Origin of the sequence: Agromyces sp. Root1464, assembly GCF_001427265.1 — a bacterium.
GTDB lineage: Bacteria > Actinomycetota > Actinomycetes > Actinomycetales > Microbacteriaceae > Agromyces > Agromyces fucosus.
In genome coordinates, this window is the sequence record NZ_LMFU01000001.1 from 351,874 (window position 1) to 374,542 (window position 22,669).

At 68.5% G+C, this 22,669-nt stretch carries 26 protein-coding genes; 13 read left to right on the forward strand and 13 right to left on the reverse strand.

All coding sequences use genetic code 11. The features are described 5' to 3' along the window. Nucleotides 1-164: 164 nt before the first annotated feature. From ASD23_RS01635 to ASD23_RS01645, 3 genes are all read left to right on the forward strand, one after another. Nucleotides 165-593 carry a winged helix-turn-helix transcriptional regulator gene (locus ASD23_RS01635; protein WP_082571090.1) on the forward strand — a complete coding sequence of 143 codons (429 nt, stop codon included), beginning with the start codon at nt 165-167 and terminating at the stop codon, nt 591-593. Nucleotides 594-678: 85 nt separating this feature from the next. Beyond that, complete coding sequence (locus ASD23_RS01640) at nt 679-2,436, forward strand: L-aspartate oxidase (protein WP_056005389.1); 1,758 nt, start codon at nt 679-681, stop codon at nt 2,434-2,436. A 91-nt stretch (nt 2,437-2,527) separates the two neighbouring features. After that, nucleotides 2,528-3,250 (forward strand): hypothetical protein, encoded by a 723-nt coding sequence (locus ASD23_RS01645; RefSeq protein ID WP_147305632.1) that lies wholly within the window; start codon nt 2,528-2,530, stop codon nt 3,248-3,250. A 41-nt stretch (nt 3,251-3,291) separates the two neighbouring features. Here ASD23_RS01645 and ASD23_RS01650 read toward each other — a convergent pair whose 3' ends face one another. After that, entirely contained in the window at nt 3,292-3,891 is a 600-nt protein-coding gene (locus ASD23_RS01650) for a TetR/AcrR family transcriptional regulator (RefSeq protein ID WP_056005395.1), read from the reverse strand. Between the two features lie 61 nt (nt 3,892-3,952). Here ASD23_RS01650 and ASD23_RS01655 point away from each other — a divergent pair, with 61 nt between their 5' ends. Further along, nucleotides 3,953-4,750 (forward strand): SDR family NAD(P)-dependent oxidoreductase, encoded by a 798-nt coding sequence (locus ASD23_RS01655; RefSeq protein ID WP_056005398.1) that lies wholly within the window; start codon nt 3,953-3,955, stop codon nt 4,748-4,750. A gap of 70 nt (nt 4,751-4,820) precedes the next feature. Here ASD23_RS01655 and ASD23_RS01660 read toward each other — a convergent pair whose 3' ends face one another. The 5 genes from ASD23_RS01660 to ASD23_RS01680 form a co-directional block, all read right to left on the reverse strand. Then, complete coding sequence (locus ASD23_RS01660) at nt 4,821-5,309, reverse strand: peptidoglycan-binding domain-containing protein (protein ID WP_056005401.1); 489 nt, start codon at nt 5,307-5,309, stop codon at nt 4,821-4,823. A gap of 210 nt (nt 5,310-5,519) precedes the next feature. Then, entirely contained in the window at nt 5,520-6,638 is a 1,119-nt protein-coding gene (locus ASD23_RS01665) for a substrate-binding domain-containing protein (RefSeq protein WP_056005404.1), read from the reverse strand. A 76-nt stretch (nt 6,639-6,714) separates the two neighbouring features. After that, nucleotides 6,715-8,070, reverse strand: coding sequence for a multiple monosaccharide ABC transporter permease (mmsB, locus tag ASD23_RS01670; RefSeq protein WP_056005407.1), 1,356 nt, complete (start codon nt 8,068-8,070; stop codon nt 6,715-6,717). Next, entirely contained in the window at nt 8,067-9,587 is a 1,521-nt protein-coding gene (mmsA, locus tag ASD23_RS01675; RefSeq protein ID WP_235507641.1) for a multiple monosaccharide ABC transporter ATP-binding protein, read from the reverse strand. The genes mmsB and mmsA overlap by 4 nt, the downstream gene beginning before the upstream one ends. 154 nt (nt 9,588-9,741) lie before the next feature. After that, nucleotides 9,742-10,719, reverse strand: coding sequence for a LacI family DNA-binding transcriptional regulator (locus ASD23_RS01680; protein ID WP_235507599.1), 978 nt, complete (start codon nt 10,717-10,719; stop codon nt 9,742-9,744). A gap of 243 nt (nt 10,720-10,962) precedes the next feature. On the opposite strand from ASD23_RS01680, the gene ASD23_RS01685 reads away from it, so the two are divergent. The 3 genes from ASD23_RS01685 to ASD23_RS01695 all read left to right on the forward strand — a co-directional run bounded on the left by ASD23_RS01685 (nt 10,963) and on the right by ASD23_RS01695 (nt 12,720). Further along, nucleotides 10,963-11,895: an N-acetylglucosamine kinase gene (locus ASD23_RS01685; protein WP_162248714.1), complete on the forward strand. Its 933-nt coding sequence runs from the start codon at nt 10,963-10,965 to the stop codon at nt 11,893-11,895. Nucleotides 11,896-11,958: 63 nt separating this feature from the next. Beyond that, nucleotides 11,959-12,342, forward strand: a complete 384-nt coding sequence (locus tag ASD23_RS01690) for a PPOX class F420-dependent oxidoreductase (protein WP_082571092.1) — start codon at nt 11,959-11,961, stop codon at nt 12,340-12,342. Nucleotides 12,343-12,378: 36 nt separating this feature from the next. Next, nucleotides 12,379-12,720 carry a RidA family protein gene (locus ASD23_RS01695; protein ID WP_056005418.1) on the forward strand — a complete coding sequence of 114 codons (342 nt, stop codon included), beginning with the start codon at nt 12,379-12,381 and terminating at the stop codon, nt 12,718-12,720. A gap of 111 nt (nt 12,721-12,831) precedes the next feature. Here ASD23_RS01695 and ASD23_RS01700 read toward each other — a convergent pair whose 3' ends face one another. Beyond that, on the reverse strand, nt 12,832-14,196 hold the full coding sequence (locus ASD23_RS01700) for an MFS transporter (RefSeq protein WP_158556691.1): 1,365 nt from the start codon (nt 14,194-14,196) through the stop codon (nt 12,832-12,834). Between the two features lie 86 nt (nt 14,197-14,282). Between ASD23_RS01700 and ASD23_RS01705 the strand changes: the two genes are divergently transcribed. The 5 genes from ASD23_RS01705 to ASD23_RS01725 all read left to right on the forward strand — a co-directional run bounded on the left by ASD23_RS01705 (nt 14,283) and on the right by ASD23_RS01725 (nt 17,503). After that, the gene (locus tag ASD23_RS01705; RefSeq protein WP_056005424.1) at nt 14,283-14,669 is read left to right on the forward strand and encodes a winged helix-turn-helix transcriptional regulator; all 387 of its coding nucleotides are present in this window, start codon (nt 14,283-14,285) and stop codon (nt 14,667-14,669) included. A gap of 88 nt (nt 14,670-14,757) precedes the next feature. Then, on the forward strand, nt 14,758-15,165 hold the full coding sequence (locus tag ASD23_RS01710; protein ID WP_056005427.1) for an ArsR/SmtB family transcription factor: 408 nt from the start codon (nt 14,758-14,760) through the stop codon (nt 15,163-15,165). Nucleotides 15,166-15,182: 17 nt separating this feature from the next. Continuing rightward, the gene (locus ASD23_RS01715) at nt 15,183-15,860 is read left to right on the forward strand and encodes an SRPBCC domain-containing protein (protein ID WP_056005430.1); all 678 of its coding nucleotides are present in this window, start codon (nt 15,183-15,185) and stop codon (nt 15,858-15,860) included. Between the two features lie 68 nt (nt 15,861-15,928). Further along, nucleotides 15,929-16,678, forward strand: coding sequence for an SDR family oxidoreductase (locus tag ASD23_RS01720; protein WP_056007584.1), 750 nt, complete (start codon nt 15,929-15,931; stop codon nt 16,676-16,678). Nucleotides 16,679-16,879: 201 nt separating this feature from the next. After that, the gene (locus ASD23_RS01725; protein ID WP_162248715.1) at nt 16,880-17,503 is read left to right on the forward strand and encodes a CPBP family intramembrane glutamic endopeptidase; all 624 of its coding nucleotides are present in this window, start codon (nt 16,880-16,882) and stop codon (nt 17,501-17,503) included. 35 nt (nt 17,504-17,538) lie between these two features. Here the strand turns inward: ASD23_RS01725 and ASD23_RS01730 are convergent, their stop codons facing one another. From ASD23_RS01730 to ASD23_RS01750, 5 genes are all read right to left on the reverse strand, one after another. Continuing rightward, a complete protein-coding gene (locus ASD23_RS01730; RefSeq protein ID WP_157376977.1) occupies nt 17,539-18,066 on the reverse strand; it encodes a hypothetical protein in 528 nt (175 codons plus the stop codon). A gap of 98 nt (nt 18,067-18,164) precedes the next feature. After that, entirely contained in the window at nt 18,165-18,908 is a 744-nt protein-coding gene (locus ASD23_RS01735; protein WP_200941662.1) for a formylglycine-generating enzyme family protein, read from the reverse strand. An 81-nt stretch (nt 18,909-18,989) separates the two neighbouring features. Next, on the reverse strand, nt 18,990-19,157 hold the full coding sequence (locus ASD23_RS01740; protein WP_157376978.1) for a hypothetical protein: 168 nt from the start codon (nt 19,155-19,157) through the stop codon (nt 18,990-18,992). 207 nt (nt 19,158-19,364) lie between these two features. Beyond that, the gene (locus ASD23_RS01745; protein WP_235507600.1) at nt 19,365-20,510 is read right to left on the reverse strand and encodes a peptidoglycan-binding domain-containing protein; all 1,146 of its coding nucleotides are present in this window, start codon (nt 20,508-20,510) and stop codon (nt 19,365-19,367) included. Between the two features lie 76 nt (nt 20,511-20,586). After that, nucleotides 20,587-21,045: a DNA alkylation repair protein gene (locus ASD23_RS01750; RefSeq protein ID WP_235507601.1), complete on the reverse strand. Its 459-nt coding sequence runs from the start codon at nt 21,043-21,045 to the stop codon at nt 20,587-20,589. 29 nt (nt 21,046-21,074) lie between these two features. On the opposite strand from ASD23_RS01750, the gene ASD23_RS01755 reads away from it, so the two are divergent. Further along, complete coding sequence (locus ASD23_RS01755; protein ID WP_056005449.1) at nt 21,075-21,482, forward strand: VOC family protein; 408 nt, start codon at nt 21,075-21,077, stop codon at nt 21,480-21,482. Between the two features lie 46 nt (nt 21,483-21,528). Here ASD23_RS01755 and ASD23_RS01760 read toward each other — a convergent pair whose 3' ends face one another. Further along, nucleotides 21,529-22,620, reverse strand: a complete 1,092-nt coding sequence (locus ASD23_RS01760) for a mandelate racemase/muconate lactonizing enzyme family protein (RefSeq protein WP_056005452.1) — start codon at nt 22,618-22,620, stop codon at nt 21,529-21,531. Between the last annotated feature and the right edge of the window lie 49 nt (nt 22,621-22,669).

The following is a 22,669-nucleotide window of genomic DNA, read 5'->3' on the forward strand; positions in this document are numbered from 1 at the left end:
GTCGCCGCGACATCCATGCGGCGCACGGATGCGTCGACGCAGGCATGTCTCGAGCGGATGCCGCGGCGGCTCCTCACCCCCGGATGCCGCGGTCCGCCGGTTACTCAGGGTGCGTCACGCACGACCTGATAGCGTCCATCGAGATCAGGCACCAGGAGGACAGCATGACGACCGACCCTATCCGCGTGCTCTCCGATCACTCGCTCGTCGAGACCCCTGGGCACGAGGGCATCGAGGCGTGCAGCGTCGACAACCCGGCGAGCCGCGTCATTCGCGAGACCCTCGCCCGCGTCGGCGACAAGTGGAGCATGCTCGTCATCGGCGTGCTGCACGACGGCCCGCTGCGCTTCACCGAGCTGCAGCGCAAGATCGACGGCATCTCGCACCGCATGCTCACGCAGACCGTGCGCAGCCTCGAGCGCGACGGGCTCGTCACGCGCACGAGCTACCCCGAGATCCCGCCGCGGGTCGAGTACGCGGCGACGGAGCTCGGCCGCTCGCTCTCGGTGCCGGTCATCGAGCTCGCCCGCTGGGCCGCCGCGCACCACGACGACATCCTCGCCGCCCGGGACGCGTTCGACGACGAGCGCTGAGGGCATGGATCGATAGCGAGAATGCATGATGTCGACGACATAAATGCATTGGAGTAATGGACTGCGCAAACCTAGCGTTGAGTCCATGAGCACCCCGAGCACCTCCAGCAGCGCCAAGCTAGAACGCCAGATCTCCACGACCGTCCTCGTCATCGGCACGGGCGGCTCCGGCCTGCGCGCCGCCATCGAACTCGCCGAGGCGGGTGTCGACGTCCTCGCCCTCGGCAAGCGCCCCAAGTCCGACGCGCACACCTCGCTCGCGGCCGGCGGCATCAACGCGGCGCTGTCGACGATGGACCCCGACGACAGCTGGCAGCAGCACGCCGCCGACACCCTCAAGGAGAGCTACCTGCTCGCCAACCCGCACACGGTCGAGATCGTGACCTCGGGCGCGGCCCGCGGCATCGAGGACCTCGAGCGGTACGGCATGCCCTTCGCCCGCGAAGACGACGGGCGCATCTCGCAGCGCTTCTTCGGCGCCCACACCTACCGCCGCACGGCCTTCGCCGGCGACTACACCGGCCTCGAGATCCAGCGCACGCTCATCAACCGGGCCGCGCAGCTGAACGTGCCGATCCTCGACACCGTCTACGTCACTCGCATCCTCGTGAACGACGACGGCGCGGTGTTCGGCGCGTACGGCTTCGACCTCGAAGACGGCACCCGCTACCTCATCCACGCCGACGCGGTCATCCTCGCCGCCGGCGGGCACAACCGCATCTGGCGGCGCACCTCCTCGCGGCGCGACGAGAACACGGGCGACTCGTGGCGTCTCGCCGTCGAGGCGGGTGGTCGGGTACGCGACCCCGAGCTCGTGCAGTTCCACCCGTCGGGCATCATCGAGCCCGAGAACGCGGCGGGCACGCTCATCAGCGAGGCGGCCCGCGGCGAGGGCGGCATCCTCACCAACGGCCTCGGCGAGCGCTTCATGCACAAGTACGACCCCGAGCGCCTCGAGCTCTCGACTCGCGACCGGGTCGCCCTCGCCTGCTACACCGAGATCAAGGAGGGCCGCGGCACGCCCAACGGCGGTGTCTGGCTGGATGTCTCGCACCTGCCCCGCGAGACGATCATGACCCGCCTCCCACGCGTGTACCAGACCATGCTCGAGCTGCAGATGCTCGACATCACGAAGGAGCCGATCGAGATCGCGCCGACCGCGCACTACTCGATGGGCGGCGTGTGGGTGCGCCCCGACGACCACGGCACGGATGTCCCGGGGCTCTACGCCATCGGCGAGGCATCCAGTGGCCTGCATGGCGCCAACCGGCTGGGCGGCAACTCGCTCATCGAACTGCTCGTCTTCGGGCGCATCGTCGGGCGGGCCGCCGCCTCGTACTCGGCCGCCCTCTCGGCCCAGACGCGTTCAGCCGCCGCGGTGCAGACGGCGCGCGACGAGATCGCGGGGCTGCTCGCCTCCGACGGCACCGAGAACGTGCGCGCCCTGCAACGCGCCATCCGCGACACCATGACCGAGCACGCCGGCGTCGTGCGCGACGAGCAGGGCCTCGTCGCCGGACTCGCCGAGCTCGACGCGATCGAGGCCCGCATCGCCGACATCGGCGTGCACCCCGACATCGCCGGCTACCAGGACCTCGCGCACGCCTTCGACCTCAAGTCGGCCGCGCTGGCGGCCCGCGCAACTCTCGAGGCGGCGCTCGAACGTCGCGAGACGCGCGGCTGCCACAACCGCAGCGACTACCCCGAGACGGATGCCGCGCTGCAGGTGAACCTCGTCTGGTCGCCGTCGACCGGTGTGACGCGCGAGTCGATTCCGCCGATCCCGGCGGAGATCGCGTCCCTCATGCGCGAGGTTTCGGTGGCGGGCAAGCTCGTGGAGTAGCCGGAGTCGGCGGGAGAACGAGCAGCGCGCCTCGTTCATCGACATGTTCTACTGGAAGCCCTTCACTCCCCGCACCACCTCAGGACTGAACATGACCCGCGCCGCTCGCGATGCCGACCTCTACCGGTGGCAGCGGTCGGGCGAGCTCAGCGCGCTCGAGCGCATCGGACACTCGTCGTGGGTCCCCACGCTGCTCGTGGAGCTCTTCGCGCTCGTGATGGTGGTCGTCGTCGCAGCGAGCTGGCTCGTGCCGGCCGTCGTCGCGGGCGTGACCCTCGGTTGGGACACGACCCTCGACGGCGGGCCGCTCCGTGCCGCCTCCATCTCGGGACCGGCATGGATGTACGGCCTGTTCGGCCTCGCCTTCCTCGCGATCGCGGTCGGCGGGCTTCCCTTCATCGTGCGCGAAACCCGGCGGAACCGCCGTCCGACAGCGATCCTGACGCTGGCGCCGGGATTCGTGACGGTGCATGCGGTCCGTGACGTCAGGCAGGGCACGGGTGCCGGCAAGCCACGGCTGCGAGAGTCTCCGACGGTGTTCGAGTGGCACCACATCGACGGGGTCGAACCGAGTGCCGACCCGAACGACGAGCAGCCGATGCTCGTCATCCGCCGCACCGTGGCTGCCGACCGGGGTCTGCCCTTCGACCGCGACGGCGACAGCGACGTGCGGGTCCCCTTCCGCGGGGACGCTCGCGACATCCCGGTCCTCTCCGGCTTCCTGGCGAAGCCTCGCCGGCAGCAACAGCTCGGATCGGTCGAGTCGCTCAGGTTTGCGCAGCAGTTGTCGGGCACCGAGCCTCCCGCCCGCTGACTGACGAGACGAGACGAGGCGCCGACGGACGCCTCATCGGGTCACGGCGTGGCGACGCCCGTCAGCGAGCTGAGCACGGCATCGATCGTGGCGTCGGCGGCTTCTCGCCACGGCACCCCGTCGAGCAGGTCGTCGGTCGCGAGCGCGGCGACGCCGTGCACGGCGGCGAACACGACGAGCGACTGTCGTTCGACGTCGCCCGGCCGCACCTCGCCCGTCGCCTGCGCCGCGCCGACGAACTCGACGACCACGGCCATGCTCGCCCGACTGAGTCCGAGGAGGTCGGGCGACGCGTCGGGATGGTGCTTCGCCTTGTACATCAGGTCGAGGATCGCCGGATGCTCGACCGCGAACCCGATGTAGGCGAGGCCCGCGGCGTGCAGTTGCCCGGCGAACGTCGTCTCGGTCGTCGCCGCCGCGGCGAGCGCGTCGTTCATGCGCGTGAAGCCGGTGACCGCGATCGCGTCGAGCAGTGCCGTGCGGTCGGCGAAATGGCGAGCGGATGCACCGTGGCTGACGCCGACGTCGCGTGCGAGCTGTCGCAGCGACAGGGCGTCGATGCCGTCGTCGTCGATCGTCGCCCACGCGCGCTCGAGGAGCGCCTGACGCAGGTTGCCGTGGTGATAGGCGCGTTCGGTCACTCGTGCACTCTATCGGAAAGTAGACATTGACAACAATGCTGTCACTGTCTACATTAGCGACATGACCATTGACTTCACCGGGACCACCGCCCTCATCACCGGCGCCAGTTCGGGCCTCGGCACCGCCTTCGCGACCGAGTTCGCCCGCCGGGGCGCCGACGTCGTCCTCGTCGCCCGCCGCGAGGAGCGGCTGCGCGAGCTCGCCGATCGCATCGAACGCGAGCACGGTGTGCGCGCGACGCCGATCGCACTCGACCTCGCGACATCCGACGCCCACACAGCGCTGCGGGCCGCGCTCGACGAACGGGGCATCCGCGTCGGCACCCTCGTCAACAACGCCGGCTTCGGGGTGAAGGGCGCGTTCGTCGACGCCGATCCGGCACGCATCGCCGAGATGGTGCAGCTGAACGTCGCCTCCCTCGTGGCGATCACGCGCGAGTTCCTGCCCGACCTCGTGCGCGAGGGTCGCGGCGCCCTGGTGAACATCGCGAGCACCGCGGCGTACCAGCCCTGCCCCGACATGGCGGTATACGGGGCGTCAAAGGCATTCGTGCTGAGCTTCACCGAGGCACTCGCCTACGAGAACCGCGCGTCGTCGCTGCGGGTGCTCACGCTCAGCCCCGGCGCGACGCGTACGGAGTTCTTCGACGTCGTCGGCACCGGCGATGCCGCGGTGGGCAGCTTCCAGTCCCCCGAGGAGGTCGTGGCGCTCGCGCTCCGTCGCCTCGACCGTCGCCGCACGCCCGCAAGCGTCGTCTCCGGCCGGGCCAATGCGATCACGAGCACACTCGTCCGCTTCATGCCGCGACGCCTCGCGCTCTCGGCGAGCGGCCGGGTGCTCGCCGATCCGAAGCGATGAACGCAGCGCCCTGGTAACGCCGAAGGGCGGGTGGCTCACGCCACCCGCCCTTCGTTCGTTGCTGCTGCGACTAGTACTTCGAGATGGTGACGTACCCGGGCGATCCCGAGGCGGGCTTCTCCACGTAGCATCCGGCGTCGTACGCGGCCTGCCATGCGGCATTCTTCGTGGCACCCGAGCTCGGGTAGGCGAAGTTCACCTGGCCGGCGTGGAAGCAGAGCTTGCCCCAGGTGTTGGCGCCGACGATGCCGTCGGCGGTGAGGCGCGCCCAGCCCTGGTACCGCACGACCTGCGTGCGCGTGTTGGGACCGAAGGCGTTGTCGACCGAGAGGCCGTACCCGCCGTAGAGGGAGCCGTAGGTCTGGTTGATGCCGTTCAGCATGCGCTGGATCTGCCCGACGCACGATGCGTAGCCGCCGCTCGAGTACTGGTAGGCGGTGCAGCCCTTGCCCGTCGTGCCGCTTGCCGCGTTCGCCGCGGTGACCGGCGCGATGGCGCACAGGCCTGCGATCGCGATCGCCAGCGCCCCACCGGCGATTCCTCTTCCGAACTTCTTCATCAACGTCCCCTTCTCGGGCGCCGAAGCGGCGCCGGTGTGTTCAGCGCCCCTTGTGCGCGTCATGATCACACCACGAAGCGCGGCCTGCGGAGAATGGGCAGCACTGCCCATCGCGGCACCAGGCCCGACGCAGATGCCCCATGCAGAACGAGCGGCCCGCCGGATCGGCAGGCCGCTCATCTGGTGATCCTCGGATCTCGGAACGTCAGCTCACTGTGCAGCGGTGACGATCTCGAGGAGGTTCGGGTTGTTGGCGTACGCCTCGGCCGCGTTCTCCTTGGTCACGATGACCGGGTCCAGCAGGTAGGCCGGCACGACCTTGACGCCGTTGTCGTACTGCTCGGTGTCGTTGACGTCGGCCTCCTCGCCCTTCTGGAGCTGCTGGATCATCTTGATCGTCTGCTCCACCAGCAGGGTGGTGTCCTTGTTGATGGTCGAGTACTGCTCGCCGGCCATAATCGACTTGACCGATTCGACCTCGGAGTCCTGACCGGTCACCGTGATCTTCGAGATGTCCTTGCCGGCCTGCTTGGCCGACGTGATGATCGCGCGAGCGAGGTTGTCGTTCGGCGAGAGCACGCCGTCGATGTCGGAGCTCGAGTAGGTCGAGGTCAGGATCGAGTCCATGCGGCTCTGGGCGTTCTCAGCTTCCCAGCCCTGCGTCGCGGTCTGCGCGATGTCGGTCTGGCCGGAGGCGACGACGAGGGTGCCGTCGTCGATCTTCGGCTGGAGAACCTCCATGGCGCCGTCGAAGAAGACGGCCGAGTTCGCGTCGTCGGGCGAGCCCGAGAAGAGCTCGATGTTCCACGGCGCGGCGTGGCCGGAGCGTGCCTCGAGGCCCTCGAGCAGCGCCTGGCCCTGCAGCTGGCCGACCTTGAAGTTGTCGAACGCGACGTAGTAGTCGACGTTCTCCGTGTTCTCGATCAGGCGGTCGTAGGCGATGATCTTGACGCCCGCGTCGGCAGCCTGCTGCAGCTGCGTGCCGAGCTGCTTGCCGTCCTTCGCACCGATGACGATGACCTTGGCCCCGTTGGTGACCATGGCCGAGATCTGGTTCTGCTGCTCGGCGACGGTGTTCGAGGCGGGCGCGTACTGCACGTCGCCCTTGAACCCGGCTTCCTCGAGGCCGTCTTCGAACAGGCCGCCCGCGAGCACCCAGTTCTCAGAGGTCTTGTCGGGCAGCGCGACGCCGATCGTGGAGTCGGCGGCGAAACCGGCTGCGTCGGACGCCCCGCCGGCGTCACCACCGCGCTCTCCGCCGGAGCATCCCGACAGGGCGAGTGCAGCGACCGCGGCGAGCGCCGTGGCCGCGAGAGTGATCTTCTTCATTGATCTTTCACTTTCTTGTTGGATTGACGGATTCTCTTGGGATGGGACGGCCGGCGGATGTCGCGGCCGACGTTCCTCAGCGCCGGGTGACGTCCTCGGGCTGCGACGAGAGGTTGGATTGCGAGCTCGGAACCACCGTCGGAGCCTCGTCGGGCGCCTGCGCCTCGAGGCGCGACTTCCGGCGGCTGCCCCAGATGCCGAGGATCGAGGGGCGCCCCTGGCTCTTGCTCCAGACGTCGACGCCGACGGCGAAGAGCAGCACGAGGCCCTTGATGATCTGCACGACGTCGGCGTCCGCGCCGATGAGCTGCAGGCCGTTGTTCAGGAACGCCATCACGAGACCACCGATGACGGACCCGATCACGGTGCCGATGCCGCCCGAGACGGCGGCGCCGCCGATGAAGACGGCGGCGATGGCGTCGAGCTCCCAGCCGTTGCCGTCCTGCGGACCGGATGCGGTCGCACGGGCGACGTAGATCATGCCCGCGACGGCCGCGAGCACCGACATGTTCATCATGACGAAGAAGTCGACCCGGCGATCCTTGACGCCCGAGAGCGTGGCGGCGATGCGGTTGCCGCCGACGGCGTAGATATGGCGGCCGAAGATCGTGTTGTTCGTGATGAACGAGTAGAGGATGACGAGGGCGACGAGGATGATGCCCGAGATCGGGAAGCTCGTGCCGGGGCGCCCGGTCGCGAACAGCCAGGCGGCCCAGAGGATGACGCCGGCGAGCACGACGACCTTCACGATGCTCACCCACACGGGCGCCATCTCGGAGCCCATCTTCTTCTGCACGCGGCGGGCGCGGATCTCGTTCCAGACGATCCATCCGGCGCCGATGACGCCGAGGATCATCGTCAGCACGTTGAAGTTCAGCGGCACCGCGAGCTCGGGGAGGTAGCCGGCTCCGATGATGCCGAACTCCTGCGGAACGGGCGTGGTGGTCGACTGGCCGATGAACTGGTTGCCGCCGCGGAAGATGAGCATGCCGGCCAGGGTCACGATGAACGCCGGGACCCCGATGAACGCGACCCAGAACCCCTGCCAGGCGCCGATCGCGGCGCCGACGGCGATGCCGAGCAGGATCGCCCACGGCCAGGGCAGGTTCCAGTCGGCCATCGACTTCGCGACGATGATGCCGGTGAACGCCGCCACCGAGCCGACCGAGAGGTCGATGTGTCCCATGATGATGACCATCACCATGCCGATCGCGAGGATCAGGATGTAGGAGTACTGGTTGACGACGTTGATGAGGTTCGTCGGCGACAGGGTCAGACCGCCCGTCCAGATCTGGAAGATCAGGATGATGACGATCAGGCTGCCGAGGATGCCGAACTGGCGGAGGCTGGACTGGCCGCCTCCGAAGACCTTGCGCAGGTCGGAGAGTCCGCCCTTCTTCGGGGCGGCCGGGTCGTTCGCCGTCGTGCTCATGCGTTCGCCTTCTTCTTCGCGGAGGTCATGCTGCGCATGAGGGCCTCGGGGTTCGCTTCGTGTGCGGGGATGTTGTCGGTGATCTGGCCTTCGAAGACCGTGTAGATGCGGTCGGCCATGCCGAGCAGTTCGGGCAGCTCGCTCGAGATGAGGATCACGCCCTTGCCCTGCGCGGCGAGCGCCTGGATGATCAGGTAGATCTCGTACTTCGCGCCGACGTCGATGCCGCGGGTCGGCTCGTCGAGGATCAGCAGGTCGGGGTCGGTGAACATCCACTTCGCCAGCACGACCTTCTGCTGGTTGCCGCCCGAGAGCTTCGAGACGCCGGCGTCGACGCTGGGGGTCTTGATGCGCAAGAGCTTCCGGTAGTCCTCGGCGATCCCGAACTCCTGCGAGTCGTCGATGACGCCGCCCTTGGCGATCTTCGTGAGCTTCGCGGCGACGATGGATCGCTTGATCGTGTCGAGCAGGTTGAGGCCGAGCTGCTTGCGGTCTTCGCTCACGTACGCGAGCCCGTGGTCGATCGCGGACTCGACGTCCTTCAGGACGATCTCCTGCCCGTCCTTCACGATGGTGCCCGACAGGTAGTTGCCGTAGGAGCGCCCGAAGATGCTCATCGCAAGTTCGGTGCGCCCGGCGCCCATGAGGCCGGCGATACCGACGATCTCGCCGCGACGCACGTTGAAGCTGGACCCCTTCACCACGAGGCGCTCGGGCACCTGCGGGTGCTGGATGGTCCAGTTCTTCACCTCGAAGAACACGTCGCCGATGCTCGGCGTGCGCTCGGGGTACCGGCTCTCGAGCGAGCGCCCCACCATGCCGCGAATGATGCGATCCTCATCGACCCCGCCGGCGTGCACGTCGAGCGTCTCGATCGCGCGGCCGTCGCGGATGATCGTGATCTGGTCGGCGACGGCCTCGATCTCGTTGAGCTTGTGGGAGATCATGATCGACGCGATGCCCTTGCCCTTGAGCCCCCTGATGAGGTCGAGCAGGTGCTGGGAGTCGTCTTCGTTGAGGGCCGCGGTCGGCTCGTCGAGGATCAGCAGCTTGACCTCCTTCACCAGCGCCTTCGCGATCTCGACGAGCTGCTGCTTGCCGACGCCGAGGTGCTTGATCTGCGTGTCGGGGTCTTCGTCGAGGCCCACTCGTGCGAGGAGGTCGAGGGCCCGCGCCTTCTGGGCGACCCAGTCGATGCGGCCGCCGTGGTTGATCTCGTTGCCGAGGAAGATGTTCTCGGTGATCGACAGCTCGGGGATGAGCGCGAGCTCCTGGTGGATGATCGCGATGCCGGCCTGTTCAGACGAGCGGATGTCCCTGAACTCGACCCGCTGGCCGCGGAACCAGATCTCGCCCGTGAAGGTGCCGGTCGGGTAGACGCCCGAGAGCACTTTCATGAGGGTCGACTTGCCGGCGCCGTTCTCACCGCAGATGGCGTGGATCTCTGCGGGACGCACCGTGATCGAGACATCCGAGAGGGCTTTGACCCCTGGAAATTCCTTCGTGATCGAACGCATCTCGAGGAGCGCGTGCGGTTCGGTGGTCAACTTCATCGTCTTCTTTCGGGAACGAGGCCATGTCAGCGTTGTCATGGCAGGTTTGCACACCCTGATGATCATGTCAATGCGGCGATTCGCCGCCGGTGGCGTGATCGGGTGAGGCGGCGATCGGTCAGCCGGCAGGTGCGGGGATCTCGCCGGAGCCGCGCTTCACGAGGCGGGTCGGCAGCTCGATGCGCCGGATGGGCCCGCCGTGGTGCTCGATGCGCTCGAGGGCGAGGCGGCCGGCCGCGCGGCCGAGTTCGACCGGGTCGTGCGCGACGACCGAGATGCCGAGCATCTCGGCGAGCTCGAAGTCGTCGAAGCCGATGAGGGCGACCGGATCCTCGCGGGTGCGAAGCTCGCGGAGCGCGCCCATGGTCGCGCGGTTGTTGCCCGTGACGATCGCGGTCGGCGGGTCGCTCGAGTCGAGCAGCGAGCGCACCTGCGACTCGGGCGTGATCGACGGATCGTTGCCGAGCCGCTCCCACGGCGTGCTGTCGGCGACCCCGGCCTCCATGAGTGCCTGCCGGTAGCCCGCGAGTCGCTCCGAGAGCGTGTACATCTCGCTCGGGTTGCTCACGAACCCGATCTTGCGATGGCCGTTGGCCGTCAGCGATCGCACCGCGTCGGCCATGCCGCTCCGGTTCGCGAGCACGACAGTGTCGGCGACGAGATCGGTTGCCGGGCGGTCGACGGTGATGATGGGCGTGCCGAGCTGCCGCTCGCCCTCGAGGTAGGACTGGTCGCCCGCGATCGGGATCAGCACGAGCGCACGCACCAACTGGCTGAGCAGGGCGTCGACGACGACGGGCTCGCTGTCGGGGGCATCCCCCGTGCTGGCCCACAGCATCGTGAACCCGCCCTTCGCGAGCTCCTGCTCGATGCCGGCGGCGACGTGGAAGTAGAACGGGTTGTGGATGTCGCCCATCACGAACGCGACCGTGTCGGTCTTGCCGCCCTGGCGGAGGTTGCGTGCCACGGTGTTCGGCCGGAAGCGCAATCGCTTCGCCGCCGCGAGGATGCGCTCGCGGGTCTCGGGGAGCACCCGCGGCGAACCGCTGTACACCCGCGAGACGGTCTTGGCGCTGACTCCGGCGAGCCGCGCCACATCGTGAAGGGTCGCCCTGGACTGAATCGGAATCCTCCATGTCGGCGTGAGGTCGGGGACGTGGGTCTCCGACGGCGCCCGTGGCATCGAGTGCTGTCTTCAGCTTTCCACAATTCGCACCGCGACAGGTAACATGCCACGAAGGGCCGTGTCCAACGTTGACATGCCGAGTCGGCGAACGAGGGCAGTGCGCCGAGGACGACAGGAGAACTGAGGGTGATGGGGGCGGAGGAGATGGCGTCCGTGCGAGCGGACCGTGACCGTACTCCGACACTGGCGGTCGACGCCGGCCAGTCGGGGATCAAGGTCCGGTATCGCGGCGCCGAGCTGCAGCAGTGGTCGCTGCCCGGCATCCGCACGGACCTGCCATTGCGCCCGCAACTCGCCGAGGTGATCCGCGATGCCTTCGAACGCGGCTGCCGGCCGGCCTCGGCCGGCGTCGGCGTGTCGGGACTGACGCGCAGCGAGGCAGACGCCGAAGGGCTCTACCGAACCGGCGCGCACGAACTCGGCGTCGAGTCGATCACGCTCGCGCACGACTCGGTCACCGCGTTCCTCGGCACGCTGGGCGAGGAGCGGGGCGCCGTCGTCGCGGCGGGCACCGGAACCGTCGCGTTCGCGGTCGGTGCTTCGGCGGTCGCACGCATCGACGGGTGGGGCAACCTCATGGGCGACGCCGGCAGCGCGTACTGGCTCGGCCGGGAGGCGCTCGACGCCGCGATGCGCGCCCACGACGGCCGCGGCCCCGAGACGCTGTTGCTCGACGTCGTCAGGGCCGAGTTCCCCGACGTCGAGAGCGCCTACATCGAACTGCAGTCCGACCCGAGCCGCGTGGAACGCATCGCGAGGTACGCGCGGCAGGTCTCCGCCGTCGCCGATGACGATGACGTCGCCCGGTCCATCCTCACGCGTGGAGCACGCGAACTCGCCCTCTCGGCGTTCACGGGGCTCCGCCGCGTCGGCGAGCACCTCGCACCGGCCCCGACCATCCGGGCGACGGGCGGAGTGTTCCGCAGCGCGCACATCGTGGACGAGTTCTCGTCCGAGCTGTACGCCCGCCTGCCGGGCGCCGACATCCGAGTCGCCGACGCGGATCCGCTCGACGGAGCCGAGCTCCTCGCGCAGATCGCGGACTCGAGCGTGCTCGCATCACTCGTCTCCCGCGTACACTCCTGATCTGGACTCCGTGAGCGCGGCCGATCCCGGCACCACCGTCTCATCCCGCACGAAAGGCGCGAAGTGCTGACCGACACCGCTCGAGAGTTCCTCTCGGAGTACCACCTCGCGACGCTCTCGACCCTCGATCGCCACGGCCGCATCCATTCGGTGCCGGTCGGCATCACGTACCTCGACGGCGTCGTGCGCATCATCGGCAGCAGCGGCTCGCAGAAGTTCCTGAACGCCGAGCGCAACGGGCGGGCGAGCGTCAACACGGTCGACGGCGTGCGCTGGATCAGCTTCGAGGGCCCGGCTCGCGTGCACGACGATCCAGAGGCGGTCGCGTTGGCGGTCGAGCTCTACGCCGCGCGCTACCGGCAGCCGCGCCCGAATCCACAGCGGGTCGTGCTCGAGCTCACGGTCGAGCGCGTGCTCGGGTCGGCCGGGATGCGCCCGGCTCGATAGCCTGTTCGTCCACCCCCACGAACACAAGGAGATGCTGTGAGCATTCAGCGCATCGAGCCCGGCGCCCGCATGAGCCAGGCGGTCGTCCACGGCGACACGGTCTACCTCGCCGGTCAGGTGGCCGAGGGCGCCACCGTCGTCGAGCAGAGCCGGGCCGCCCTGCAGCGCGTCGACGAGCTGCTCGCGGGCGTCGGCAGCGACAAGTCGAAGCTGCTCAGCGTCACCATCTACCTCGCCGACATCGCGACCTTCGCCGACATGAACTCGGTCTGGGACGCCTGGGTCGACGGTGCCAATCCGCCCGCCCGCGCCACGGTCGAGGCGAAGCTCGCCACCCCTGACTACTTCGTCGAGTTCGCGGTCACCGCAGCTATCTGAGAGGCAACAGCACGACGGCATCGCAGCGGTTGTCGCGAAGGCCGCCGTCGACCGCACCTACGGCATGTAGACCGGCGAGGCGCCGCCGCCCGACGCGGGCTGACGGCGCACTCAGTGCACGACCGAGCTCAGCCGCTCGCTTCGACGCCGCACCAGCGGGAGCACCGCGGCAGCCGTCACGACGGCGGCTGCGACCAGCACCGCGACGACGAAACCTCCGGCGACCAGCACGGCGGCGATGGTGCCGAACACCGCGACGCCCAGCCCGCCGCCGAGCGCGAACCCCACCTCCTGAATCGCACCCACCTGCCCGGCCTGGTCCTCGGTCGTCACCTCGAACAGCGCGGTCGCGGCGAGCGTCGCGCCGACTCCGAACCCGAGTCCCACGAGCACGAGCGGTATGGCCATGAGACTCGGATCGAGTGCGAGCCAGCCGAGCCCGCCGGCCTGCAGGAGGAGGGCGACGACGGTGAGACGGCTCGCCGACAGCCAGCGGAGGGCGAGGGGTGCCACGACACCTCCGATGGCGATGGCCACGGCTTGCGGCAGCAGCGCGATTCCCGCCTCGGCGGCGTTCTGGCCCCGAGTGTCCTGCAGGTGCAGGCTGACCAGCAGCACCGAGGCAGCGGAGGCACCGCTGCTGGCGATGATGCGGATGGCGGCAGGGCTGAAGCCTGGCACGCGGAACAGGCGGATGTCGAGGAACGGTTCGCTGAGCCGCCATTGCCTGCGCACGAAGAACACGAGCCCCACGACGGCGACGAGTGCACTGACCACCGCCGATGCGGGCGCGACGAGGGCCTCGTGCAGCGCGAAGACGAGAGCCCCGAGCCCGATGATCGAGGAGATGATGCTCGGTGCATCCCACGAGGGCTGCTGCGAGCTGCGCGAGTCGGGCACGAGCCAGAGGGCGAGCAGGCCCGCGATCACGGCGAGCGGAACGCTTCCCAGCATCAACCAGCGCCACCCGGGGCCTTCGGCGAGCAGGCCGCCGATCACCGGGCCGAGCGCGCTCCCCGTGCCGAATGTCGCGGTCCACAGCCCGTATGCGAGCACGCGCTCCCGCTCGTGGAACTTGGCGCCGATCGTCGCGACGACCCCCGCGATGACGAAGGCTTCGGCAACGCCGAGCAGGGCACGGACGAGGATGAGTACGACGCCGCTCGTCGCGAACCCTCCCACTGCGTTGAGCACCGCGAACCCGGCCAGGCCGATGAGGATGATGGTCTTCCGCCCGAAGGCGTCTCCGAACCGGGCCGCCACGATGAGGGTGGCGGCCAGCGACAGTGAGTACACATCGACGAGCCAGAGGCTTTCGGTGTCGGTGAGGGCCAGATCGCCGCGGATTGCGGGAAGGGCGGTGGAGACGCTGCTGATCGCGAGCGCGCCGATGAGGACGCCGAGAAGGAGCGGGACCATCGCGAGCCAGAGGCGGAGGGTCGAACGCTGGCCGACGAGAGTAGGGATTGAAGTCACGCTTTCATTCTGTAAAGTACAGGCAAGAGCAACAAGTACGGTCATTTGTGATACGTACTGACCAAATGGATACCAAGGAGGCTCCGATGCGCGAGAAGACGGCACGGATCATCCACGAGTGGGCGGACTCGTGCGACACCGAGGTTTCGATCGCGGTTCTGGGCGGCGCCTGGAAGCCGAGCATCCTGATGCTTCTCGATGAGCACGGGGTATTGCGCTTCGGCGAGCTCGGACGCCTTCTGCAGGACCCCACCGCGCGCGTGCTCACCCGTCAGCTGCGAGAGCTCGAGGACGACGGCCTGGTCATCCGAACCGTGTATCCGCAGGTGCCGCCCAAGGTCGAGTATCGACTCAGCGAGCTCGGCGCGAGCGCGACACCCGTGCTCGCAGAACTGACCCGCTGGGGCACGCTCTACTCGACCCGGCAGCGTGCGGCCGCGGCGGAAGACGCGGAAGCAGTCGCGACGATGTGACGCCGCGGGCGCGCTCAACCGATTCGCATCAGAATGCGAAGATACAATAAGACTTGACTTATATAAGTCGCGATGCAATTATGGTCGCATGCACGCTCTTGATGTCCTCGGCGATCCGGTACGACGCCGCATCCTCGAACTGATCGCCGACGGCGAGGCGCCGGCCGGCGACGTCGGCCGGGTCATCCAAGCGGAGTTCGGCATCTCCCAGCCCGCGGTCTCGCAGCACCTCCGCGTGCTGCGCGAGTCGGGCTTCGTGACCGTGCGACCCGACGGGGCGCGGCGGCTCTACGCCGTCGACCCCGCACCGCTGGCCCAGGCCGACGCCTGGTTCGACACCTTCCGCAGCTTCTGGCAACCGAAGCTCGACGCCCTCGGCACCGAGCTCGCACGGGGCCGGTTGGCGAAGCGGAAGGCAGCCGACGCCGAACGCGAGCCCAGCGACCCACCCCCGAACGGCGGCCCGACGACTCCCGTCGACCCGCCGCGACCCTGAATGGAAGGAGTACTGAAATGGTTGACGTGAACGCGCAGATCGACGCCGTCACCCGCAGCATCGAGACGAAGGAGGTCGACGACGCGCTCGCCTACGTGCAGACGCTCGCCCAGACCTATCCCTCCCCCATCGACGACGTGTGGGACGCCGTGACCTCCGCCGAGCGCATCCCGCGCTGGTTCCTGCCGGTCAGCGGCGACCTGCGGCTCGGCGGCAACTACCAGTTCGAAGGCAACGCGGGCGGCGAGATCCGGCGCTGCGACCCGCCGAACGGCGGGCAGGCCGGCTACACCGTCACCTGGGGCATGGGCATGGGCGAACCCGCGATCGTGAACGTCCGGCTCGTCGCGGTGGATGCCTCGTCCACTCGCCTCGAGCTCGAGAACGTCGCGACCGCGGCGAGCGTCCCCGAAGGTTTCTGGGAGCAGTTCGGCCCCTCCGCGACCGGCATCGGCTGGGACCAGGGCCTGCTCGGCCTCGCGCTGCACTTCGCCGGCGGCGCCGACGGCATCGCGCCCGAAGAGGCGGCGGCCTGGGTCGCGACCGACGAGGGCAAGTCGTTCATGCGGCGCTCGGCCGACGAGTGGGCTGCCGCTCAACAGCACGACGGCACCGCAGCGGATGTCGCGAAGGCCGCCGCCGACCGCACGTACGGCATGTACACCGGCGAGGTGCCCCCGACCGACATGGGCTGACTGTCACAAATCACCCCGCACGAGGGTCTTTACTGGTGAAGGTCGAGCTGAATCGAGAGGACGCACGAATGAGGATCGCCGTCGCCGGAGGAACCGGAACCGTGGGCCGCCACGTCGTCGATGTCGCGCGTGAGCGTGGACATGACGTCGTCATCCTCTCCCGCTCCACGGGAGTGGATCTCATGACGGGCGCCGGGCTCACCGGGGCGATCGACGGAACGGCTGCCCTCATCGACGTCGCTTCCGTGGCGACGCAATCGGCGAAGAAGTCGATCGAGTTCTTCGAGACCACGACGAACAACCTGCTCGCCGCGGAGCAGGCCGCGGGCGTTCCCCACCACCTCGCGCTCTCGATCGTCGGCAGCGACCGCGCACCCTTCGGCTACTACGCCGGGAAGCAGCGGCAGGAGGAGGTCGTGAGCGCCGGCCCGGTGCCGTGGACGATCCTTCGCGCCACCCAGTTCCACGAGTTCGCCCAGCAGCTCTCCGGGCAGATGAGGTTCGGTTCGATCACGGTCGTTCCCAAGATGGTCTCGCAGCCGGTCGCCGCCCGCGAGGTCGGTGAACGCCTGGTCGCTCTTGCCGAAGGCGGGCCCGCCGGGCGACCTGCCGATCTCGCCGGCCCTGAAGCACTCCGCATGGCGGACATGGTGCGGGCCTATTCTGCAGCGGTCGGCAACACGGGCCCGATCTGGGAGATCGCGCTGCCCGGCGGCTTCGGAAAGGCGCTGCGCGACGGCACCATCCTTCCGGGGCCGTCTGCCGACCACGGCGTTCAGACGTATGCAGACTGGGTCGCCGCCATTCGTCGTCCGTGACGCTCGCGCCGGCTCGCGTGGAATCTCCCTCCGCGTTCCGGTACGGTCATCGTCGTAGACACCTCAGCGCTGCCCACCCCGGCCCCTGCGCCCGCCCCCGTAATCCCATCGGCTCATCGATGGGGTCTTCTTCATGCCCTCGTCGGCGTCGGCATCTTCGTCGCCTGCATCATGGGACCGTCGATCATTCCGTTCGAGTTGATGACGTACCCGGTCTGGCTGGCAGTGAGCATCGCCATGCCCGTGCTCGTCGTCAGTTGGATCGTCTTCGTCTCCCAAAGATGGGGCACCGGCAGCCTCATCCGCGACTACGGTCTCTCGTTCCGGTGGGTCGACCTCCTCGCGATTCCTGTGGCGATCGCCGTGATCTGGTTCGTCGGGCCGATCTTCATCGGCGTCGCGCTGATGATCTTCGGTGACCCCGGCGGGCTCCCCACCAACGTCGTCGTCACCCCCGACCCGATGATCTGGGTACCGATGCTCGTCCTGTCCGTCGTCAGTGCGCCGTTCATCGAAGAGGTCGTCTTCCGCGGCATGCTGCAACCCTCCCTCAAGCGGTGGTTCGACGGGTATGCGCCAGACCAGGACCGCAGCTTCCGGGCAACGAACGCCGCCGTGCTCGTGACCGCGCTGATCTTCGCCTCGCTCCATCTTCCGCAGGTGCTCGGCGGCGTCAACGGCGTCATCCTTGCCGCGGGCACCCTGTTCGCGGGCATCGTCTACGGCGCCCTGGCGATGGCGACCCGTCGCACGGCGCCGTCGATCGTCGCGCACGCCGCGTGGAACCTCCTCGCGACTGCCAGCGCCTACGGGCTCATCAGCTGACCACGCAGCACGCGTGAGCGACGCCCCGGCGCGCCTCAGTGCACGAGCGAGCTCAGCCAGATGACCGCGAGCCCCAGCACCGTCGTGATCGCCGCGCTGAGCAGCCGGAGGTACCAGGCGCCGTTGTTGCGCTCGGAATTGACCCAGCCGATGACGGCGAGACTCACGATCCCGACCCAGAGCGCGATGTAGTACGCGACATACTGGTCGATCCATCCCAGCGTTGCGAGGGCGAGTGCCAGTGCGGGCAGCAGCATCGCCAGCAGCATCCCCACTGAATGCGAGGCGGTGCGAGCGATGGCCCGGCCGATCGGAACCGCGCGCCCCTGTGCCGTGCGGCGGCTCGCCACGACGACGGCATAGATGTGCGTCAGCCAGAACACGCCGACCGTACCGACGATGAACAGCAGCACCTCGAAGTCGGTGTCGAACTTCCACCCGACGGTGATGAGTGCCGTGACGAGCACCAGCCCGTAGACGGCATGCTCGGTGTTGTACGCGTCGAGCACGAACCTCACGGGGCGGGCCGCCGCCACCGCAGCGGTACGACGAGAACGCGCCACCTCTTCCCCCATGCACACAGATTCCCACGCGGCGGTGCCTTCTGGCGAGCACGCGGCGAACTTCGTCGGCGCCAGCACCGCCCGTCAGCTGCCAAGCGTCAGCCGCGCGGCGTCCACCCCGACGGCAGCGGCCCGTCGATCGCCGCCCGCTCCTCGTCAGCCGCGGCAGACCAGCCTTGCGCGGCATCCGTTGTCTCGAAGCCGCCGCGTGCGACACGGAAGCCGACGTCTGGGTGGTGCATGCGCGGGGCGCCGCCGCGGCGCACCGACGCGCGCACGCTCCACGCGTCGTCGGCGAATCCGCCGCCGCGGAACACGCGATACTCGTCGTAGCGGGACGGGTCGAGCAGGTCCCAGCACCACTCCCACACGTTGCCGAGCGTGTCGAAGAGCCCATTGAGGTTCGGATGCTTGCCGCCCACGTCTTGCGGCGCGGTCACGCCGTCGGCGCTCGTCCAGGCGACCTCCTCGAGCGGGCCGTAGTGCGGACGCGTCGAGCCGGCACGACACGCGAACTCCCACTCGGCCTCGGTCGGCAGCCGGAACCCGTCGGAATCGACGTGCCAGGTGACGTCTTCGCCGTCGTACGTGTAGGCGGGTTCGAGCCCTTCCCATTCGGATGCCGCGTTGCAGAAGCGGATCGTCCGCAGCCAGCTCACGTCGGTCGCCGGGCGTCGCGGATGCGTCGCGGTCTCGCCGAGCAGCTCGGCGAGCTGCTCCTGCGTCACCGGATACACCCCGATCTCGAACGGCTCGAGTTCGACGCTCCAGCGCACCTGGCGGCGCGCGTCGTGCAGGGCGACGGCGCCCCCGTCGATGCTCGCCATCTCGATGTCGGTCACCGAGGCAGTCTCGCACGCCAAGAGGTGTATCCGCGGTTCAACGAGTGCTACTCCGCGTCCTTCGTCGAGAAGGACAACGGCCTAGTGCTTCTTGTGCGCCTGGTCTGCCTTATACGCCTCTTGCACCGCATCGGATGCGGCGCTCATGTCGTGTTCGTGCTCCTTGGCGTGCTTCTCAGCGCGCTTCTCCTTGAGCGTCTTGGTGGCCGGCTTCTTGACGTGATGATCGTGCGGCGATTTGTCAGGCATGATCTCTCCCCAATCACCCACTGTACGCCCCACTCCGGCTGTTCGAACGGTTCGCTCCAGCACGAGATCGCGCGGGCGATCGGCCGTCGCAGATCTACGGACCCGCTTGCACATCCAACGGGCGAAGTTCCCGGTTCCCCGTACCCGGGCGCGCGTTCACATGGTGAGCCGATTCTTGATCAGCTGGCCCGATCGGCCATCCGTTGCTCAGCCCGCCGGCGGACTCGACGGCGACGGCGACGGCGACGGACTCGGCGAGGCATCCGGAGCAGTGAGCTCGGCGATCGCGCGCTCGAAGGCGGCGATCGTCGCGGCATCCACCGCACCGGTCGGCTCGACGCCGAGCTCGGTCTGGAGTGCCTGCAGCGCCGCGGTGAGCTCGTCGGTCCACACCCCGTCGACCGGTCCGTCCCAGAACCCTGCGAGCTTCAGCGTCTGCTGCACGGCCGCCGTCGACGCCAGCGACTCCTGCGCGGCTGCACCGCCGAGCGTCACGAGTTCGGCCTGAAGCGCTTCGGCCGTCGCCTTGTCGACCGTGCCCGTGACCGGCAGCCCGTTCGCCTCCTGCAGGTCTTCGATCGCCTGTACGGTCAGCGGCCCCGACACCCCGTCGACCGAGCCGGTGTAATACCCGGCAGTGGCGAGGTCCTGCTGCAGCGCGTACGTGTACGCGGTGACCGACGCCACGGCCTCCACCTGCTGGTCGTCGGTGAGGCAACCGGCATCGGCGAAGAGCCTGAGCCATGCCATCTCGAGCGCGACGACCGCACTGTTGAACTGCTCGGATGCCTCGACCAGCGGTGTCTGCGGGGTGACGGCTGCCTGCGCGTCATCGAAGTCGGCTTCAGCCTGCTTCACGCGGTCGACGGAGGCGGCAGGTGCCAGCGGCGCGCTGGTCGGCACCTCGGTCGGAACGACGGAGGGCGTGCCGGTCGGCCCGGCCTCGGCCGCGGCGAGCGCGACCTGCGCGTCGACGAGTTCCTGCTGGGCGGTCACGAGCGCCTGCTGCGCATCGACCGCGGCTTCGGCGCCGTCGAACGCATCGTCGCGAGGGTCGGCGAGGTCGGTGCCGGCCGTCTGCACGTCGCCGACGGTGATCGCGGTGTCGTGCAGCACGTCGCCGTACACATCGAGCGCGTCGATGTAGTCGCGGCTCGCGCCGCAGAACTCCGCGGATGCCGCGTCGAACTCGGCCTGAGCGGTCGCCAGCGCCTTCTCCTTCGCGGTGACCTGCGCCTGGGCCCGATCCACCGGGTCGGTGCCCTCGGCGCATCCCGCGAGCCCCACCACGACGACGATCGACACCATGGCCGTAGCGAGCAGCCCCGACACCCTCACGCGATCTCTGTTCACGCATATCCCCCGATTGTGATCTGAAACGTGCTCACATCATGGCAGCGGGGCTGGTCGCGGTGCGGGACATCCGCCGTCACGATTCCGGCAACAGGCCTTCGCTCGCCCACCGATCGACGATGCGGTTCGCCCGAGCCGCGTCGGGGCCCTCCAGTCGCTCGAGCAACGGACGCACGACATCGGCGACGAGCGGATCGACGAGCTCTCGCGCTCCTGCCGATCGCAGCAACTGCTCGAGGCGGGTGAAGTCGTTGACGAGCAGCGTCGGCACCTGCCCCTGCAGCAGCACGACCGCGGCGAGCCGGCGCTCGTACACCGGCTCGGCCCACAGCTCAGATGCGAGTGCGGTGACCTCGTCATGAGACAGTTCCGGATGCCGCCGCCGCGCGTCTCTCACCGCGCCCCGTACCGCTCCCACTGATGCACCGTAGAACCGCAGGCCGCCGGCGATGCGCGCGGCATCCGCGGTCGCGCGCTCGTCCGATCCCTCGGCTCGGAGGGTGCGATCGATGAACGCTGCGGCAGCGGTTTCCACTCTGAAATCGTGCCTCATAGGATGGCCGGATGCGCCTCTTCGACCATCTCGGGCTCTCCGTTGAAGACCTGCCCCGCTCGATCGCCCAGTTCGACCCGGTGATGGTCGCACTCGGTTGTACTCGGCAGGACGCCGACGACAGCGTGTCCTGGTCTCTGGGCGAAGACGAGCTCATCCTCTTCCCGACTCGAGAACCGGGCAGCGGTCCGCACCGCCACGGCAAGGTCGGATGGCAGCACCTCGCCTTCCCCGTTGATTCGCGCGAGACGGTCAACCGCTTGCACGCAATCGCGATCGATGCGGGCTGGACGGCCGTCAGTGGCCCGAAGGTATTCACGCGATTCAGCGACCGCTACTACGCGGCGTTCGTCGAAGACGACAACGGCATCCGAATCGAGTTCATGTTCAACCCGCCGAAGGACGTGGCTGCGGACTGACTCTCACCGACGTGTCCTGCCGTCCTGGCGCTGGGCAGCGGCTTCGTTACGCGACGATCCGGTCTTCGATCGCGTCACGATCCCAGTCGATGCCGAGTCCGACGCTCTCGGGCGCGTATGCGCGGCCACTCTCGATGAGCATCTCCTTCTTGGTGACCGCACGCAGCTGAGGGATGTGCTCCACATACCGCCCGTTCGGGACGGCTGCGACCAGGCTCACGTGAAGCTCCATCAGGAAGTGCGGACACACGTCGACGTTGAACGCCTCGGCGAGATGGGCGACCTTCAGCCATGGCGTGATCCCGCCCACCCGGGCGACATCGACCTGGATGATGCTGGCCGCGCCACGGTCGAGGTACTCACGGAACTGGGCGATCGAATACATCGACTCCCCCACTGCGATCGGTGTCGCCGTCGATCGCGACAGGCGCACGTGGCCTTCGATGTCGTCCGCTGGAAGCGGCTCCTCGATCCAACCGAGATTGAGCCCATCGAACAGCCTGGCACGGCGGATCGCCTCCGCCGCGGTCATGGACTGGTTCGCGTCGACCATGAGGTCGAACTGGGATCCGACCGCGTCACGTATGGCGGCCAGCCGCTCGAGGTCCTCTTGGCCATTCGGCTTCCCGATCTTGACCTTCACCCCGCTCAGCCCCTTCCGCTGGGAGCTCAGGGCTCCGTCCACCAACTCGTCGATCGGAAGATGGAGCCAGCCGCCCTCGGTGTCGTAGAGCGGCACGTCGCGTCGGAACCCGCCGGCGAGTCGCCACAACGGCAGCCCGGCTCGCTGGCATGCCACGTCCCACAGCGCGGTATCGATCGCGGCCAGCGCAAGCGATGTGATGGCGCCGGTGGTCGTCGCCCGCGTTGACGCGAATAGACGATGCCAGACCGCCTCGATGCGGTCGGCATCCTGACCGATCAGCACATCGAGGAGGTGCTCGCGCAGCATCGACAGCACCGCCCGGCCACCGGTGCCGATGGTGTATGCGTAGCCGCGGCCATGCAGGCCGTCGCTCGTGGACACTTCGACGAAGATGGTCTCTTGCTTCACGAAGCTCTGCACCGCATCGGTGCGCTCCGTCTCGACAGTGATGTCGACGAGGAAAGCGCGCGCCGTGGTGATGGTGGTTGTCATTGCATCTCTCCGGGGAGGGTCTGGCGGCTCATCTGAGGTCCGCTCTGGA